The 16,077-nt window shown below is 58.9% G+C and carries 15 protein-coding genes; 5 read left to right on the top strand and 10 right to left on the bottom strand.

The window, feature by feature from the left end:
* Positions 1-24: 24 nt before the first annotated feature.
* The 4 genes from CTT34_RS17250 to CTT34_RS17235 form a co-directional block, all read right to left on the bottom strand.
* A complete protein-coding gene (locus CTT34_RS17250) occupies positions 25-894 on the bottom strand; it encodes an ABC transporter substrate-binding protein (RefSeq protein ID WP_159343510.1) in 870 nt (289 codons plus the stop codon).
* A gap of 109 nt (positions 895-1,003) precedes the next feature.
* Positions 1,004-3,100 carry a TonB-dependent siderophore receptor gene (locus CTT34_RS17245; protein WP_159343509.1) on the bottom strand — a complete coding sequence of 699 codons (2,097 nt, stop codon included), beginning with the start codon at positions 3,098-3,100 and terminating at the stop codon, positions 1,004-1,006.
* 142 nt (positions 3,101-3,242) lie between these two features.
* Positions 3,243-4,178 (bottom strand): AraC family transcriptional regulator, encoded by a 936-nt coding sequence (locus CTT34_RS17240; RefSeq protein ID WP_159343508.1) that lies wholly within the window; start codon positions 4,176-4,178, stop codon positions 3,243-3,245.
* A gap of 245 nt (positions 4,179-4,423) precedes the next feature.
* Complete coding sequence (locus CTT34_RS17235) at positions 4,424-4,765, bottom strand: accessory factor UbiK family protein (RefSeq protein ID WP_159343507.1); 342 nt, start codon at positions 4,763-4,765, stop codon at positions 4,424-4,426.
* Between the two features lie 371 nt (positions 4,766-5,136).
* Between CTT34_RS17235 and CTT34_RS17230 the strand changes: the two genes are divergently transcribed.
* From CTT34_RS17230 to glnK, 3 genes are all read left to right on the top strand, one after another.
* Positions 5,137-5,475, top strand: a complete 339-nt coding sequence (locus CTT34_RS17230) for a P-II family nitrogen regulator (protein WP_058579766.1) — start codon at positions 5,137-5,139, stop codon at positions 5,473-5,475.
* Positions 5,476-5,535: 60 nt separating this feature from the next.
* The gene (locus CTT34_RS17225) at positions 5,536-6,783 is read left to right on the top strand and encodes an ammonium transporter (RefSeq protein WP_159343506.1); all 1,248 of its coding nucleotides are present in this window, start codon (positions 5,536-5,538) and stop codon (positions 6,781-6,783) included.
* A 263-nt stretch (positions 6,784-7,046) separates the two neighbouring features.
* Positions 7,047-7,385, top strand: a complete 339-nt coding sequence (gene glnK, locus CTT34_RS17220) for a P-II family nitrogen regulator (protein WP_009098335.1) — start codon at positions 7,047-7,049, stop codon at positions 7,383-7,385.
* 161 nt (positions 7,386-7,546) lie between these two features.
* Here glnK and CTT34_RS17215 read toward each other — a convergent pair whose 3' ends face one another.
* On the bottom strand, positions 7,547-8,323 hold the full coding sequence (locus CTT34_RS17215; protein WP_159343505.1) for a ferredoxin--NADP reductase: 777 nt from the start codon (positions 8,321-8,323) through the stop codon (positions 7,547-7,549).
* A 191-nt stretch (positions 8,324-8,514) separates the two neighbouring features.
* Between CTT34_RS17215 and CTT34_RS17210 the strand changes: the two genes are divergently transcribed.
* Entirely contained in the window at positions 8,515-9,441 is a 927-nt protein-coding gene (locus CTT34_RS17210) for a LysR family transcriptional regulator (RefSeq protein WP_044629892.1), read from the top strand.
* A 3-nt stretch (positions 9,442-9,444) separates the two neighbouring features.
* Here the strand turns inward: CTT34_RS17210 and CTT34_RS17205 are convergent, their stop codons facing one another.
* From CTT34_RS17205 to CTT34_RS17195, 3 genes are all read right to left on the bottom strand, one after another.
* Positions 9,445-11,550, bottom strand: a complete 2,106-nt coding sequence (locus CTT34_RS17205) for a methyl-accepting chemotaxis protein (protein WP_159343504.1) — start codon at positions 11,548-11,550, stop codon at positions 9,445-9,447.
* 144 nt (positions 11,551-11,694) lie between these two features.
* Positions 11,695-13,563, bottom strand: coding sequence for a methyl-accepting chemotaxis protein (locus CTT34_RS17200; RefSeq protein WP_159343503.1), 1,869 nt, complete (start codon positions 13,561-13,563; stop codon positions 11,695-11,697).
* A 101-nt stretch (positions 13,564-13,664) separates the two neighbouring features.
* Positions 13,665-14,096 (bottom strand): host attachment protein, encoded by a 432-nt coding sequence (locus CTT34_RS17195; RefSeq protein WP_044629926.1) that lies wholly within the window; start codon positions 14,094-14,096, stop codon positions 13,665-13,667.
* Positions 14,097-14,185: 89 nt separating this feature from the next.
* Between CTT34_RS17195 and CTT34_RS17190 the strand changes: the two genes are divergently transcribed.
* Entirely contained in the window at positions 14,186-14,773 is a 588-nt protein-coding gene (locus tag CTT34_RS17190; protein WP_254436420.1) for a histidine phosphatase family protein, read from the top strand.
* Here CTT34_RS17190 and CTT34_RS17185 read toward each other — a convergent pair.
* Both CTT34_RS17185 and CTT34_RS17180 read right to left on the bottom strand, forming a co-directional pair.
* Positions 14,770-15,162, bottom strand: a complete 393-nt coding sequence (locus CTT34_RS17185; RefSeq protein WP_159343502.1) for a RidA family protein — start codon at positions 15,160-15,162, stop codon at positions 14,770-14,772. The genes CTT34_RS17190 and CTT34_RS17185 overlap by 4 nt on opposite strands.
* 108 nt (positions 15,163-15,270) lie before the next feature.
* Positions 15,271-15,999, bottom strand: a complete 729-nt coding sequence (locus CTT34_RS17180) for an amino acid ABC transporter ATP-binding protein (RefSeq protein ID WP_054640785.1) — start codon at positions 15,997-15,999, stop codon at positions 15,271-15,273.
* Positions 16,000-16,077: the final 78 nt, after the last annotated feature.

The following is a 16,077-nucleotide window of genomic DNA, read 5'->3' as shown; positions in this document are numbered from 1 at the left end:
TGAGGTGGGCAGGCTGATGGCGGGCTAGTCAGCGTGATGGGCATTCAACGCGCTGGTGAGTTCGCGGGCAAAGCGCTGAGCGGAGGGCAGTGCACCAAAGCTCCACACTGGTGGTAGGCGAAGCAGGCGGCCGTTTTGCACGTTGGGTAAGTGCTGCCAGAGGCCGCTCCCTTCCAACTGCTCTTCCACGCCTGCGGGGAGTGGGTCAACGATGACCAGCGTGGCGTCGGGGTAGCGTGCCAGCGCTTCAATACCGGCCAGTGAAAACCCCCAGGCGTTGGTGGGTTGGTCCCAGGCATTGGGCAGCTCAAGCTGCTCTAGCACGGCGTTGTAGAGGCTGTTCTCGCCAAACACCCGCACATGGCGGGCATCCATAAACTGCACCATCAGCAGTGGGGTTGAGTCGCTGTGCTGGCTGCGCAGCTCGGCCATCAGCTGTTCGGTGCTCTCAATCAGCGCCTCGGCTTCGGCGTTGCGGTCGGTCAGCTCGCCCAGTTGGCGGGTGAGGCTCTGCATCTCCTGCCATGTCTCCGCGCCCGGTGAGTAGAGGGCAAAGGTGCCCACCGGGGCGATTTTCTCCAACCGGGGAATTAGCCCGGTAAACATAGGCGAGAGCAGCGTTTGCTCGGGAGGCGATTGGGCCAGCAGCTCGAAGTTGGGCTGGGTGCGCAGGCCAATATCCATCACATGCTCGGGAATGCGCGGCTCGCCCACCCAGTCGTGGTAGGCGGGCTGCTGCGCAATGCCGCTCACGGGGGCCTTGATGGCCAGCAACGTCTCGGCAATGGTCCAGTCGATGGTGGCCCATTGGGCGTGGCTGGCGGTAGACAACAGCAGGCCAGCCGCAAGCAGGCTGCGGCGAGCCAGGATAAGCAGTCGGGGGAAACAGCGCATGAGGTTAGTACCTAGCAATAAGCGCCTTATTTAAACGAGTCTGTTTATCAATTGCAAATAGAAACACCCAGGCATGCACAGGGCGCGGGCGCCTGGGTGTGGTCGCTGCTTAGAATCGGTAATGAACGCTGGCGGTGACGCCGCGTTCGGCACCGAAATAGCAGTACTCCAGCGAGTTACACGACGCCACGTACTCTTTATCCAGCGCGTTGTGCACATTCAGGCGGGTTTCGACGCCATTGAGGCCTGCTTGGCTCCAGTCGTAGCCCAGCGTGGCGTCAACGAGGGTGTAGTCCGGCACGGTGGCGGTGTTGGCGCGGTCAGCGGCAATGTCAGCGTAGTGGCGCACGCCCACGCCGATATCCACACCGCTTAGCCAACCCTTCTGCACGGCATAGTGGCCCCACAGCTGTACTTGATAGCGGGGTGAGTAAATGGCGTTATTGCCCTGGTTGCCGTCGCCGCTCTTGGCGTAAGTAATGTCGGTAAAGCTGTAGCCTGCCTGGAGCGAGAGCGCCTCGGTGAGCTGCGTTTGGGCTTCCAGCTCAATGCCTTGCGACTCAATCTCGCCTACGGCACGGTAGGGGTCGGTAGGCTGCTCTTTGGTAGCCACGTTCTCCTGGCTGATGTGGAACAGCGCTGCGCTGTACTGCTGCTGTTCGTTGGGCTGGTATTTCAAGCCGGTTTCCCACTGTGCGCTCTCCATGGGAGCGAGCAGGTCGCCGTTGGCATCGACGAAGCTGGTGGGGGTAAAGGCCGTCGAGTAGCTGACGTAGGGGGCGGTGCCGTTATCGAACAGGTACACCACCCCGGCGCGGCCGCTAAATTGGGTGTCACTCAACGCGCTGGTATTGCCGCTGTCGCGGTTGGTGTTATCGATATTTACCCAGTCAAAGCGCCCGCCCAGCGTTACGCGCCAGTTATCCACGGCGATTTGATCTTGAAGGTAGACGCCGGTTTGCTCCAGCTCGTGGTTCTCCCGGATGGGCGCGTAGAACGCCAGCGGCTCGCTGCCGTAGACCGGGTTGAAGGCATCCAACGAGGGGAACGCGCCGGAAGGCCAGGCAACCTCGTTCTCGCGCTGCTGGTAATCCGCTCCCAACAGCAGGGTGTGCTCCATAAAGCCGCTAGCCAGGCGGGCTTCTAACTGATTATCCACCGTTAAGGCTTGAAGCGATTCCTCGCTGCCGGAGTAGTAGCGGGCCAGTGCGTTTGAGGTCGGCGATGCCCAGCCAAACCCATACACCTGATTTAGCGTCACGTCTGAATTGAGATAGCGCAGCAGTTGGCGGGCGGATACGCGGTCGTTAAAGCGGTGCTCAAGGGTATAGCCGAGCATGCGCTGGGTGCGCTTATAGGCGTCGTAATCGGCTTCGCCATCGAAGAAGTTATTGCTTATTTGGCGGCCATTGCGAGCGATCACCGCGCCTTCATAAGGCACGCCGGAGTGGTAGCCGCCTTCTGGCTCATCCTGAAGATACGCTTCGACGGTCAGGCTGGTGGCGTCGGTCATGTCCCAGGTCAGACGTGGCGCAATAGCGTAGCGCTCCTCTTCGGCTGGGCCAAACTGGGTATCGGCGGCGCTGGCGATGCCGGTGAGGCGAAACGCAACGCGCTGCTCTTCCCCCAGCGGGCCAGTGAGATCAAACGCAGCGCTGCGCTGATCATTATTACCGACCCTAACGCGCAGCTCGCCGCCCGGCTCGAATTCAGGACGTTTGCTGTTGAGGGCCACCACGCCGCCCGGTGAGGCGCGGCCATACAGCACGGATGCAGGGCCGCGCACCACTTCGATGCTGTCTAAAAACCAGGGGTCGATGCGCATGCTGCTATGGGAGTTGGCGTCGCCCATCACCTTCAAGCCATCTAAAAAAGTGTCGCTCAAGCTGCCATCGGAGAAGCCTCTTAAGACCAAGTAATCAAAACGGTTGGAAGCTCCTATTTGATTGCTGTACACGCCGGGGGTGTAGTCGGTGGCGCGCTGTACGGTACTGACGCCGCGTTGCGACATCTGCGTTTCGGTGATGGTCGAAATACTCTGTGGGGTTTCGATAAAGGGCGTGGCCACTTTGGTGGCTGCCTGCTGGGCAGTCACGGTGACGGTGGCTAAGTCAGTGTTTGGCTGTGCCGCCGCAGGCGTTGCCAACGCAACGAGCAGCGCGCTGCTCAAAGGCGCCCATGAGAAGGAGCGATGGGTAGAGGCCATAAGTGATCCTGGGAGGAAGTGGAATCAGTATTATTAAGCAATGATAATTATTGCTTTTTATGGCGTCGTAAAGGTATGCGCCGTGCCAAGCCTGCTATGCGCGCTGACATGTTTGTACACGCGAAAGGAACTCAAGTGCGGGCTATACGCTGGAGCGATTCCACTCGTGAGGGGAGAAACCGAAGTGGCGTTTGAAGGCGCTGGAGAAGTTGCTGGCATGCCGATACCCACAGTGATGGGCCGCTTGTTGCACGCTCTCACCTCGTTGCAGTGCCTCGTACCCCTGCTGTAATCGCACTTGGCGAATATAGTCGAACAGCGTGCAGCCGTAGCAAGCGCGAAACTTCTGGCGCAGGCTGCTGGGGCTCATAGCGGCTTCTTTGGCTAATGCGGTGAGGCTATAAGGCTCGGCGGGATGCTGAGCAATGCGCGAGTGCAGTGCCGTGAGGCAATGACGATCACGGGTAGAAAGGCGTTTATGCTCGGGCAGCGTTGTCGGGCGTTCGGGCAAACCTAATCCAATCAGTTGCAGTGCTAACCCCTGCCAAACGAGCGCCTGTCGCCAGAGCGAGGGCGGTTGCTCACTAATGGTGCAAAGCGTTTCGCAGAGGGCCTTGGGGAGCTTCCAGCAATTTAAACATGAAGCATCAGGCGGGGTGGGTAGGCCTAAGGGTGCAGTGGTCAGAACCGCAATATTCACAGTACGAAGGCGTTTTTGAATAGGCTGATGCACCGTGAGTGGGTGTCGGGCATCAAAGTGGCTGCATACGCCATCTCCTGCAGAGAGCTGCATCTGCTGCTTGCCCATTTGGAGATGAATGGTGCCTTCCAAGATAACGCTCAAGAACCATGGCACGCTTTGGTAAGACGTGGAGGTATAGCCACGCTCTACCTGCAAATCAGAGAGCGTTAAGTGCACCCCGTGGCGCAGGCTAACGTCATGTACATGACCAGTGGCGACCGGCTGGCGCGGAGAAGTAGGGCCTTCAATGCGGTAGTGAATGCCGAAGCGCTGGCCAAGCTGGGCCAACGAAAAGGGGGTGATTTCAGGCGTTGCTAAGCGTTCCTGCTGAGGCATTGGGGCAGTCGCTATCGTGGGTGGAGCGTAGTGCCTGCGCCGTATTGGTGCTTAACGGCACGCGTGAGGCTGCAGATAAGCGCACGATAGCACTATCACTAGGGTTGTCAATGATAGTGATTCTTGTTCACTGGTATAAGGTTTTGAATTAAGTGCAGGGGAGAGGACGGGAGAGAGTGTGGGAGAGAGGTAGGGGCAAGAAGTGGGGCAGCCGAACCTGCCCCATGCCGTGCAAAACGGCGTACTTACTCAGCGCCGTCAGCGGTTGGCTTAGTGGTGCTAGAAGGCTGCACAGGGGCGGGCGGTACTTCAGCTTCTACAGGCGTGGCGGCGGTGGTGCTAGAGGCCTCTACCGCCGCTTCCAGGCTGGCCACTTGACGCTCTAGGGCTTCTACCCGGGAGCGGGTGCGCTGCAGCACATCCATCAAAATATCGAAATCTTCCCGCGATACCAGCTCCAGGCGATCGAACGCGCCGCGTACCACCTGCTGGACACCTTTCTGAATATCTTCCGGGGCTTGCGAGGCATTCTGCAAACGGTCGCCGATCTGCTGGGCTAAGCGGCTAATGCGGTCTTGGGGCGCCATGGCTCTCTCCTTAAACGATCACGCATAAATGTGAACTGCTTGTGAGTAAGGATACGCAACCCGCCGTGGATTCGCATGTGCCGTTTGTTAATTAAGCGCAATGGATAGTGAGCAGATGGGGAGCGGACAAATGCATCGAAATGGAGCGGCTAGCTTTTTTGAATGCTCATTAATGGTGCAGGGCCCGAGGGGAGGAGAGTGAGCAAGGCCATAAAGCTACCGTCAGTTGCTTATATGAATAGATTAAGTATCTGAAATATAAAAATAAAAAAGTGGATGGCACGGTATGCGCATTAGCAGGGCAAGCACTAAATTCGGGCGGCCATGCCGCTTTCCACCGAGTGGGACTGATCCAGCAGGGGAGATCCGGGATGAAACTCATCACCGCTATCATCAAGCCATTCAAGCTTGACGACGTTCGTGAAGCACTCGCCGACAACGGCGTTCAGGGGATTACGGTCACTGAAGTAAAGGGCTTTGGCCGCCAGAAAGGGCATACCGAACTCTACCGCGGCGCGGAATACGTGGTCGATTTTCTGCCCAAGGTGAAAGTGGAAGTCGCCGTGGACGATGCGCGCCTGGAAAGCGTGCTGGACGCCATCTGCAACGCAGCGAATAGCGGCAAGATCGGCGATGGCAAAGTGTTCGTCACGCCGTTGGAAGATGTGATCCGTATTCGTACCGGTGAGCGCGGTGCCGACGCCGTTTAAGCGTCGCCCATCGATCTGCTGATGACGTATAACTTCGCTTAGTATAACGGGGAACACCTCATGAATGAGTTAGCTGATTTGAGCTATGCGCTCGATACGTTTTACTTCTTGATCTGCGGCGTGCTGGTCATGTGGATGGCCGCTGGCTTCGCCATGCTGGAAGCAGGCTTGGTTCGCTCCAAGAATACCGCCGAAATCCTGACGAAAAACATCGCGCTGTTCGCGATTGCCTGCACCATGTACCTGCTGGTGGGCTACTACATCATGTACTCCAGCAGCGCAGGCGGCTTCCTGCCGAACCTGGGCTTCTTGATCGGCACTGAAAACAGCGCCGATGCGGTGCTGGCCGGTGGCGACGATGCGCCTTACTACTCCATGCGCTCTGACTTCTTCTTCCAGGTGGTGTTTGTGGCCACCGCCATGTCGATTGTCTCGGGTGCGGTTGCTGAGCGTATGAAGCTGTGGGCATTTCTGGCCTTTGCCGTGGTGATGACGGCATTCATCTACCCGGTGTCTGGCTACTGGACCTGGGGCGGCGGCTGGCTGTCTGAAGTCGGCTACTCCGACTACGCCGGTTCCGGCATCGTGCACCTGGCCGGTGCGGCTGCAGCGCTCGCCGGTGTACTGGTACTGGGCCCGCGTAAAGGCAAGTACGGTAAAGATGGCTCTATCCATGCGATTCCCGGTGCCAACATGCCGCTGGCAACGCTGGGTACCTTCATCCTGTGGATGGGCTGGTTCGGTTTCAACGGCGGCTCCGAGCTGAAAATGTCCGATATCGGTTCAGCCAACAACGTTGCACAAGTGTTCGTGAACACCAACGCAGCGGCTGCCGGTGGCGTGATTGCTGCGCTGGTGCTAGCCAAACTGTGGTTCCGTAAAGCGGACCTCACCATGGCACTGAACGGTGCGCTGGCCGGCCTGGTCGCGATTACCGCTGACCCGCTCTCTCCGTCAGCACTGGGCGCTGCCATGATTGGTGCGGTAGGTGGTCTGATTGTGGTGGGTGCCATCGTGACCCTCGACAAGCTGAAGCTGGATGACCCGGTCGGTGCGATCTCCGTACACGGTGTGGTTGGTATCTGGGGTGTGCTGGCAGTGCCGCTCACCAACGGCGACGCCTCTTTCGGTGCACAGTTAATCGGTATCGTGGGCATCTTTGGCTGGGTCTTCATCGCAAGCTTAGTGGTATGGCTGGTGCTGAAAGCGGTCATGGGTATCCGCGTTAGCGAAGAAGAAGAGTATGAAGGCGTCGATATCGCTGAGTGCGGTCTGGAAGCCTACCCCGAGTTTAGCGTTAAGAAATAAGCTTGCGCTAATCATGTGAGCTGGCGTGCTCCTTGTGGCCTCCCCGAGTGGGAGGCCTTTTTGTCGTTTACGCATCGGCGGCACGTCGCTAGTTATGAGCTAGGTACGTACGGGTTTTTTATTCTCCGCCCTGGGCGGTGTATGCTTAACCGACTGGGTAACGGGCTTGGCTATGCGAGCGCCCCGCCAACCTTGATGGGTTATGACAACCGTTCAATAACGCTGTTTTGATACAGTGGGCCACCAAGCTAGAGGATGTCGCAATGAAATTGATCTCAGCCATTATCAAGCCGTTCAAGCTTGATGACGTACGCGAATCGCTCTCTGATATCGGCGTGCAGGGCATTACGGTAACGGAAGTGAAAGGCTTTGGCCGTCAGAAAGGCCACACGGAACTCTACCGTGGTGCGGAGTACGTGGTGGATTTCCTGCCCAAGGTGAAGCTGGAAGTCGCCGTTGACGACGATATGGCCGAGCAGGTGATCGACGCGATTACTCAGGTCGCCAACACCGGTAAGATCGGTGACGGTAAAATCTTTGTAATGCCCCTTGAGCAGGTCATCCGTATCCGTACTGGTGAAACCGGTAAAGACGCGGTTTAACGGTGAAGCGTCAGTAGTGAAGGGCAAGGCGTGAACAGTGAGTTGCGCTGAATAGACAAAGCCCCTGTGGATAGCATCCACAGGGGCTTTGTGCATAAGGCGACGATGACACGGGCTACGATTTTCTATTCACCATTCACCCTTCACCATTCAAACAGCACTTACTTCTCGACGAACGCACGCTCGATGACGTAGTCGCCCGGCTCGCCCATACGCGGGGAGATGTTCAGGCCCAGTTCGTCGAGCAGAGCGCTGGTGTCGTCCAGCATCGCCGGGCTGCCGCAGATCATGGCGCGGTCTTGGCGCGGGTCAATCGGCGGTAGGCCGGTGTCTTCGAACAGCTTGCCGCTGCGGATGTGGTCGGTCAGGCGGCCCATGGTGTGAAACTCTTCACGGGTGACCGTGGGGTAGTACACGAGCTTTTCGGCGATCTCTTCGCCCAGGTACTCGTGGGCGGGCAGCTCTTTGGTGATGAAGTCGGCGTAGGCCAGCTCGGAGACTTCACGCACGCCGTGTACCAGCACGACTTTTTCGAAGCGCTCGTAAACTTCCGGGTCTTGAATCAGGCTCATGAACGGCGCCAAGCCGGTACCGGTCGAGAGCATATACAGGTTGCGGCCCGGCAGCAGATCGTCGCACACCAGCGTGCCAGTCGGCTTGCGGCTGACCATGATTTGGTCGCCTACTTTCAGGTGCTGTAGGCGCGAGGTGAGCGGGCCATCGGGCACTTTGATGCTGAAGAATTCCAGGTGGTCTTCGTAGTTGGGGCTGGCGATGGAGTACGCGCGCATCAGCGGCTTGCCGTCCACTTCGAGACCGATCATGACGAATTGGCCGTTTTTGAAGCGCAGGCTGCGCTCGCGGGTGGTGCGGAAGCTGAACAGGGTATCGTTCCAGTGGTGAACGCTTAGCACTTCTTCCAGGGCAAACTTGCTCATGCTCACTCCTCCAGAGGCGGCGCGGTCTAAGCCTTGCTCGCCATATTCCAAAAAAGAATAAAAAATAGCTCTATAGGTTGCTCCCAATTCTAAATAAGGGTGGTATATCTGTTAAGCAAATTATCTTGATAACGCTTATCTTTAAAATCGATATAGCCCTTCGCCGATTACTCGACAGATAGGTTTTGGTCATGCACTACACCCTGCGTCAGCTAGAAGTCTTCGTAGCCGTTGCTCAGCACGAGAGCGTTTCCCACGCGGCGCGCGCGCTGGCCATGTCGCAATCGGCTACCAGCACGGCGCTGGCCGAGCTGGAGCGCCAGTTCGACTGCCAGCTGCTTGATCGCATCGGGAAACGCCTGAAACTCAACGCGCTCGGCTTCCAGCTACTGCCCAAGGCGGTGGCCCTGCTGGACCGCGCCGAAGAGGTCGAAGAGCTGCTGCGGGGTCAGCAGGGCGTGGGCGCATTGGACGTGGGGGCAACGCTTACCATCGGTAACTATCTGGCCACGCTGCTGATCAGCGATTTCATGCAGCGCTATCCCGGCAGCCGGGTGCGGCTGGCGGTGCGCAATACGCGGCATATCATCGAGGGCGTGCGCCAGCACTCGCTCGATTTAGGGCTGATTGAGGGGCAATGCGATGACGACATGATCATCAGCCAGCCCTGGGTCGAGGATGAGCTGTGCGTGTTCTGCTCGCCGCGCCACCCGCTGGCAGGGCGGGAGCACCTGGAGCTGGATCAGCTGCTGCGGGAGGATTGGATCATGCGTGAGGAGGGCTCAGGCACGCGCATGACGTTGGAGCATGCCGCCCGCCACCGTCGCAGCCGGTTCAATACGCTATTGGAGCTGGAGCATACCGAGGGCATTAAACGCGCGGTGGAGTCGGGCTTAGGGATTGGCTGCGTGTCGCGGCTGGCACTGCGCGATGCCTTCCGGCGCGGCAGCTTGGTGCCGCTGCCCACGCCGGAGTTGGATCTAAAGCGCCAGTTCACGTTCATCTGGCATCGCCACAAGTACCTCACCACCGGCGTGCGGGAGTTTTTACGTCTCTGCCGGGAAATGACCGCCGGGGCCAAGCGCAGTGACGATATCCCGCTGCCACCGATTCCCTAGCGGTTACACCTTGGTCTTTTCAGGGCTTGGCAGCGCTTGAGCCGGATGCTGCGACGCCTCTAGCGTAAAGCCACCCACCAGCGCGGCCAGCCTGTCCGCTTGGTCTTTAAGCTGCTCGGCCGCGGTGGTGGACTCTTGCACCAGGGCGGCGTTTTGCTGGGTCATCTGATCCAGGTCGGTCACCGCGACGCTGACTTGGTTAATGCCGTCGTTCTGCTCACCGGCTGCCGTACTGATATCGCCCAGCATTTGGGTGACGCGCGTCACGCTATCGGCCAGCTCGTGCATGGCGGCTTCAGCGTCGCGTACCATTTGCGTACCGCTTTCGACCTTATCGGCAGACGCATCGATGCGCTGGCGGATATCCTTAGCGGCGTCGCTGCTGCGCGAGGCCAGCTTGCGCACTTCATCGGCCACCACGGCAAAGCCGCGCCCGTGCTCGCCAGCTCGTGCAGCTTCCACTGAGGCGTTGAGCGCCAGCAGGTTGGTTTGGAAGGCAATGCCGTCGATCACGCTGACGATGCTCTGAATTTCTGCCGAGGTCGCGCGGATGTCATCCATGGTCGAGACCACCTGCACAAACGCCTTGTCGGTACGGGAAGCCAGCTGCGAGGCGGTGTTGGACAGCCCGCTGGCCTCTTGGGAGGCGTGGGTGGTGTGGCTGACGGTGCTGCTGATCTCTTCCATCGCTGCCGAGGTTTCTTGCAGGCTGGCAGCGGCTTGCTCGGTACGCCGTGACAGGTCATGGCCACCTTGGGTGATCTCGTTGGCTGCGTGGTTCACGGCCTCGCTGCTGCGCCGTACGTCCAGCAGAATGGCCTGAATTTTTCCGGCAAAGGCGTTGAACTGCTCGGCCACGGCGGCGCTCTCATCGCGGCCATGCACGGGCAGGCGCTGAGTGAGATCGCCGTTTCCAGAGGCGATCTCTTCCATTCTGTTCGCTAAGCGTTTGAGCGGACTCGCAATACGCCCACCAATCCACCACAGGGCAGCGATGCCGATGGCCGCCAGCAGCAGCCCCACCAGCGTCATCCCTAGGGTGTTTTGCTGGCGCTGATCGCTCAAAACGTTCTGCAGCGCGTTGAGTTCGGCGAGCACGACGGACTCGGGCAGCTGTAGCACTAGTACCCACGGCTGCTCCGTATCGCCAATGGTCAGTGGCTGATAGCGCTGAAACATGCCGTTGGCCATGCTGCTGTAGAGGCTGCCTTGTGATGTGGCTTCGGCAATGCCGTCAAGCGCCGTGTCGCTCAGCGCGTTGCTGGCAGGCAGGCCCAGGGCCTCTTCGCCGTTGGTGTCCGCCACCAAGCCGCCGCGCCCGGCGACCAGCGCCATACGGCCTGCGCCGTCATACAGCGCGGCGTTGGCGTCGCGCAGCAGCGTTTGAATGAAGTTCAGCGAGAGGTCGACCCCGGCCACACCGCGAAATTCGCCGTTCACCAAAATCGGTGCGTTGAACGAGGTGACCAGCTGCGTTTCGCCGTCGTAATCGTAGGCGGCGGGGTCGATCACACAGGGGGCGAGCGTTTCGCGTGGGCAGAGGTAGTACTCCCCCTCACGCACGCCGCTGGCGAGGCGGGTTTCGCTCTCCATAGTGTCGCCTAGTGGTAAGACCTCAAGCGAGCCATCCTCAGTGCGGTACCACCAGGGCATGAAGCGGCCGCTGCCATCGTGGCCGTAGCGCTCGTCGCCAGCAAAGCGGGCGTCGTCTCCAAAGGCGTTGGGCTCCCAGCCGATGAACGCATCCAGCAGCGCCGGGTTGTCGGCAACCGTCTGCCGTACCAAGTTGGAAAGCTGACGGCGGCTCAGGTAGAGCGCACGCTGACCTTCGGCATCTTCCACGCCCATGAGGGCGTTGGTGGTGGCGAGCTGGCTGGCCAGGGTCATGGCCTTGTCCAGCTCGCGCTGAATCCGTTCACCCTCTGCTTCGGCAATGGCATCGAGCCGCGCGTCCAGTGCGCTTTGCATGAGCGTCTGGGTATGCTCTTCAACGGTTTGTTGGGTGCGGGCGGCCGCGATCAGGTTATACACCACTAGCGCGGCAACGACGGCAAGCAGGCAAGGGCCTGCCAACGCCAAAACGAGAGAGCGAAGGGAACGAAAGTGCATAGGGGAGCGGTCCTGTTTCAGCAAGAGGCGAAAGAGCGTATCGAGTGCCATCCTTGAACCAGTAGAACAAAGATTCATGGCTAACGCGTGACATGGCCACCACCGCAGGCAAGAGGGCGGAGGCGGCCAGGGAGGCGCTGCCGGTTAGAAACTCTCCGACGTGCGCGGTAAACGGTCCTGTGGCGCCTGTAGCGCGGGCGATGCCGTGTGAGAGAGTTTGAAGCTGCTGATCGTCCCGGTCAGGTGATCCGCCTGCTCTTTCAACTGCTCGGCGGCGGTGGTGGACTCTTCGACCATCGCAGCGTTTTCTTGGGTCATCCGGTCCAGTTCTGCCACCGCAATATTGACCTGCTTGATACCGTCGCTCTGTTCGCTCGTCGCGGCGTTGATCTCTTCTAGAACATCGGTCACGCGGGTGATGTGCTCGACGATATCCTGCATGGTACTCCCCGCGTTACGCACCAACGAGGTGCCGTTATTCACCTTGGCTTGCGAGTCCTCGATCAGTTTCTGGATATCGTTGGCCGCGTCGCTGCTACGGCCAGCCAGTTTGCGTACTTCCTCTGCCACGACGGCAAAGCCACGGCCGTGTTCACCCGCGCGGGCAGCCTCGACCGAGGCGTTCAGTGCCAGCAGATTGGTTTGAAAAGCGATGCTGTTCATCAACGTGACGATATCGCCAATCTTGTTGGAAGCGTCGGAGATGTCTTCCATGGTGGTGACCACGTTCGATACCACCTGACCGCCCTCTTTCGCGACTTCGGTGGCCGCGTGGGAGAGCTTGTTGGCTTCCTGGGCTGAGGCCGCCGTGTGCTGTACGGTGCTGGTGATCTCTTCGACCGAGGCCGAGGTTTGCTGCAGGCTCGAGGCGGCGTTATCCGTACGGCGCGAGAGATCCTGGCCACCCATGGCAATCTCGTTAGCGGCGTGGTGCACCGATTCGCTGCTGGTGCGCACGTCGATCAAGACGTCTTCCATTTTGCCTACGAAGCGATTGAAGGCGCTGGCAATTTGAGCCACTTCGTCGGTGCCCTCCTCGGGAAGGCGCTGGGTCAAGTCGCCTTCGCCCGAGGCGATGTTATCCATCGCATTGCGGACGCCCAGCAGGCGACGCAGCAGCAGCGACAGCAATATGCCAAAGACCACGGCGGTAATGGCCGCGACGATCAGCAGGGTCACGATGGACGTGGTGGCAATGGCGCGCAGGCCTGCGGTGGCCTCTGCTTCGTCTAACGCGACGACCAACTGCCAACCGCTGTTGCCGCCTACAGCACTGCCCATTAGCAGTTTATCGCTGCCTTGCAGAGCTAGCGGCTGTGGGGAGTCTGCCTGCACGATGCGAGTGAGGTCCGAAGGCGTGAGCGCATCGCTTAATACACTTGAAGGCTCCAGCGTCAGCGACTCATCCGGATGGGCAACCAGCGTGCCATCGTTGGTGGTTAGAAAGCCAAAGCTAGACGGTGTGGGGGAAATGCTGGCAACAATATCGATAACGTCAGCAATCGTAATATCGGCCCCAACCACAGCGGCTAGTTCGCCGTTTTGATAGAAGGGGCGGGCGAAGGTAACGATCAGGCCGCCCGTTTGAGCATCGACATACGGGGCGGTGATGATAGTGTCTTGCGCGTTCACCGCGCCTTGATACCAGGGACGCTGGCGTGGGTCATAATCGCTAGGGGGTTGCCAGCCGTCTGAGAAAATTCCCTCTGATGTGGACGGGTAAGCAATGTAAGCGGTCATAAAGTCGCCAGAATCGGCTAATTGTCGCAAGGCTTGTAGCGGCTCTTCGCTACCTGCAGTGTGTTCCATGCTGGCTAACATCGTGTAGCGCGCATTGAACCACTCATCGATGGCCTGTGTGTTTCCATTCACAACAGCGCTTAGGTTGCGATTAACCTGCTCACTATTGTGATGCTTTACAGTCGTGTAACTAGCAATGCCATTCACCGTTAAAGCCAACACAATAGCGATAAGGGCCGCTAGCAAGATACGTAAACGTAGGGAAGAAAACATAGTCGCTCTCGGGATCATCAGGGTTCATGATGGGTATCGGCGAGAGCGACTACGCCTTTAGTAAAAAGCAGGAAAAAAGTTAGTAAGCGCTAACTGTAGTGTTAACGAAGATCGCTGACCGCGTTCTGAATATCAGCCATGGACGCTTTGCTGAGGTCTTTTGAGAGCGTGTGCGTGACCAGCTTCTGCGTGGGGTTGTCGAGCTTCTCTTTGAGCAGCCCCAAGAACTTGGGAGGCGCGACCATGATCAGCTTGTCCATGCTGTTGTCCACCCGCGCAGTGTAGAGTCGCTGGGCGACTTCTTTGGCAAACAGCTCGTTTTCATGTTGGGAGGCCGCGCCCTCCTCGCCGGATGAGCGCGATGACGTTGACGTAGACTCATGAACATCGGCACCGCGGCGGTCCGTGATCAAGTCGCCTTCATGCAGCCTGCCTGCGGCGTGTACCAAGCTCTCCTGCTCGGCGAGGTGAAGTGCATCACGGGTGAAGATACGTGCCCGAGCGGCGTCGGCTACCACGATATAGGTGGTCATTGTCATACGTCCTCCATGTCATTGATTACCCTTTAACCATGGCAACCGTTCCGTGTTTGGTCAAACACGGTTTTCATAGAGAAAAGAGCATGGATATAGACGACTCACGTCATCATTGGCGAAACCGCTATCTGCTGATGCGCCACGGCCATAGCCAGGCTAACGCACAAGGCACCATCATCAGCTCCCCCGAGCGAGGGCTGTTGGCGTATGGGCTGTCGCCGCAGGGCGAGCAGCAGCTGGCAGATACCGTCGCACGGTGGCACTGGCCGGTACCCACACAGGTCGTGCATTCGGACTTTTTACGCACTACGCACACCGCCGCCCGAGTGGCCGCCGCGTTTGGGTTGGAGATGCAAAAAGAGGAGCGCTTGAGGGAGCGCCACTTTGGTGAATTGGAGGGTCAGGCGGATAGCCACTACCCGGAGGTGTGGGCCTTCGATGCCCAGAACGCCGACCACACCCAGTGGCAGGTGGAGCCGGTCAAGTGTGTCGCGGCGCGCATGGTTGCTGCGCTGGAAGCGTTGGAGCAACGCTTTGAGGGTGAAACGGTGCTGGTGGTCAGCCACGGCGACCCCCTGCAAATTCTGCTCACGGCGCTGGCGGGCAGGCCACTGACTCAACACCGGGAGCAGCCTGCGCTACTGCCCGCCAGCATTACGCTTGTGGGCGGTTAAGCGCCCTCTTTGGGAGGAATCCAGGCAATCATATCGACTTCCACATCCGCGCCGCCCGCAAGCCCGGTCACGCCGATGCAGGTGCGGGTGGGCAGCGGTTGTTGGAAGTAGCTGGCGTAGACCTGATTCACTTCATCGAAGTGGCCCATATTGGTGATGAACACCCGCGACTGAACCACGTACTCAAAGCTACTGCCGACTTCTTCCAGCACGATGGCCAGGTTCTGCATTACTCGGTGGGTTTGCTCGGTGAAGGTGCCTAACAGCATCTCGTTGGTTTCCGGCACGGTGGGCATCTGGCCGGTGATAAAGACCAGATCGCCCACGCGGCAGGCGTGTGAAAACGGGGCAATGGGCTGCGGTGCACGGTCAATAAATAGCTTTTCCATGATGACTCACTGGTTGTGATGTTGTGGAGTGGTTGTGGAGTAGAGGCCACATAAAAATGGGCCTCATTGGAGGCCCACGTTCACCACTATGTGGCGTTGGAAGCTGAATTAATGCCCCAGAATCTGGCTCAAGAAGAGCTGGGTGCGCTCAGACTGCGGGTTATTGAAGAACGGCTCCGGCGCGTTCTCTTCAATGATTTGCCCCTGGTCCATAAAGATCACGCGGTCGGCCACGGTTTTGGCAAAGCCCATCTCGTGGGTGACGCAGAGCATGGTCATGCCCTCTTCGGCCAGTTCCACCATCACGTCCAGCACTTCCTTGATCATTTCCGGGTCAAGGGCAGAGGTGGGTTCGTCAAATAGCATCACGTCCGGGTGCATACACAGCGAGCGGGCAATGGCGACACGCTGTTGCTGGCCACCAGAGAGCTGGCCAGGATACTTTTTGGCCTGCTCGGCAATGCGTACCCGTTCCAGGTACTGCATGGCCATGGCTTCGGCCTCTTTGCGGGGCTTTTTTTGCACCCACATCGGTGCGATACAGCAGTTCTCTAGCACCGTGAGGTGAGGGAACAGGTTGAAGTGCTGGAACACCATGCCGACGCTACGGCGAATCTGCTCGATGCGTTTGACGTCCTGAGTGAGCGGTACGCCGCCTACCACGATCTCGCCTTTTTGGTGCTCTTCCAGATGGTTGATGCAGCGAATCATGGTGGATTTACCGGAGCCTGAAGGCCCGCAAATGACGATCCGCTCGCCGCGTTTCACTTCCAGATAAATGTCGCGCAGCACGTGGAAATCGCCGTACCACTTGTTCACGCCGCGCATTTCTACCATCAGATCGGAGGGGCTGGTGCCAGGGGTGTTGGTGGCTGCTTGAGTCATGTCACTATCCTGCTAAAAATCGTTGATGAA

The sequence above is a fragment of the Halomonas meridiana genome, from assembly GCF_009846525.1.
GTDB lineage: Bacteria > Pseudomonadota > Gammaproteobacteria > Pseudomonadales > Halomonadaceae > Vreelandella.
This window is presented reverse-complemented; position numbering and strand designations above follow the sequence as displayed.

Bases quoted from the DNA above. Each gene is read 5' to 3' on its own strand.
- CTT34_RS17200 (WP_159343503.1), bottom strand. From the start codon at position 13,563: ATGTTTTCTTCCCTACGTTTACGTATCTTGCTAGCGGCCCTTATCGCT.
- CTT34_RS17230 (WP_058579766.1), top strand. From the start codon at position 5,137: ATGAAACTCATCACCGCTATCATCAAGCCATTCAAGCTTGACGACGTT.
- CTT34_RS17180 (WP_054640785.1), bottom strand. From the start codon at position 15,999: ATGGTAGAAATGCGCGGCGTGAACAAGTGGTACGGCGATTTCCACGTG.
- CTT34_RS17195 (WP_044629926.1), bottom strand. From the start codon at position 14,096: ATGACCACCTATATCGTGGTAGCCGACGCCGCTCGGGCACGTATCTTC.
- CTT34_RS17245 (WP_159343509.1), bottom strand. From the start codon at position 3,100: ATGGCCTCTACCCATCGCTCCTTCTCATGGGCGCCTTTGAGCAGCGCG.
- CTT34_RS17235 (WP_159343507.1), bottom strand. From the start codon at position 4,765: ATGGCGCCCCAAGACCGCATTAGCCGCTTAGCCCAGCAGATCGGCGAC.
- CTT34_RS17215 (WP_159343505.1), bottom strand. From the start codon at position 8,323: ATGAGCAAGTTTGCCCTGGAAGAAGTGCTAAGCGTTCACCACTGGAAC.
- CTT34_RS17225 (WP_159343506.1), top strand. From the start codon at position 5,536: ATGAATGAGTTAGCTGATTTGAGCTATGCGCTCGATACGTTTTACTTC.
- CTT34_RS17210 (WP_044629892.1), top strand. From the start codon at position 8,515: ATGCACTACACCCTGCGTCAGCTAGAAGTCTTCGTAGCCGTTGCTCAG.
- CTT34_RS17250 (WP_159343510.1), bottom strand. From the start codon at position 894: ATGCGCTGTTTCCCCCGACTGCTTATCCTGGCTCGCCGCAGCCTGCTT.
- glnK (WP_009098335.1), top strand. From the start codon at position 7,047: ATGAAATTGATCTCAGCCATTATCAAGCCGTTCAAGCTTGATGACGTA.
- CTT34_RS17190 (WP_254436420.1), top strand. From the start codon at position 14,186: ATGGATATAGACGACTCACGTCATCATTGGCGAAACCGCTATCTGCTG.
- CTT34_RS17185 (WP_159343502.1), bottom strand. From the start codon at position 15,162: ATGGAAAAGCTATTTATTGACCGTGCACCGCAGCCCATTGCCCCGTTT.
- CTT34_RS17205 (WP_159343504.1), bottom strand. From the start codon at position 11,550: ATGCACTTTCGTTCCCTTCGCTCTCTCGTTTTGGCGTTGGCAGGCCCT.
- CTT34_RS17240 (WP_159343508.1), bottom strand. From the start codon at position 4,178: ATGCCTCAGCAGGAACGCTTAGCAACGCCTGAAATCACCCCCTTTTCG.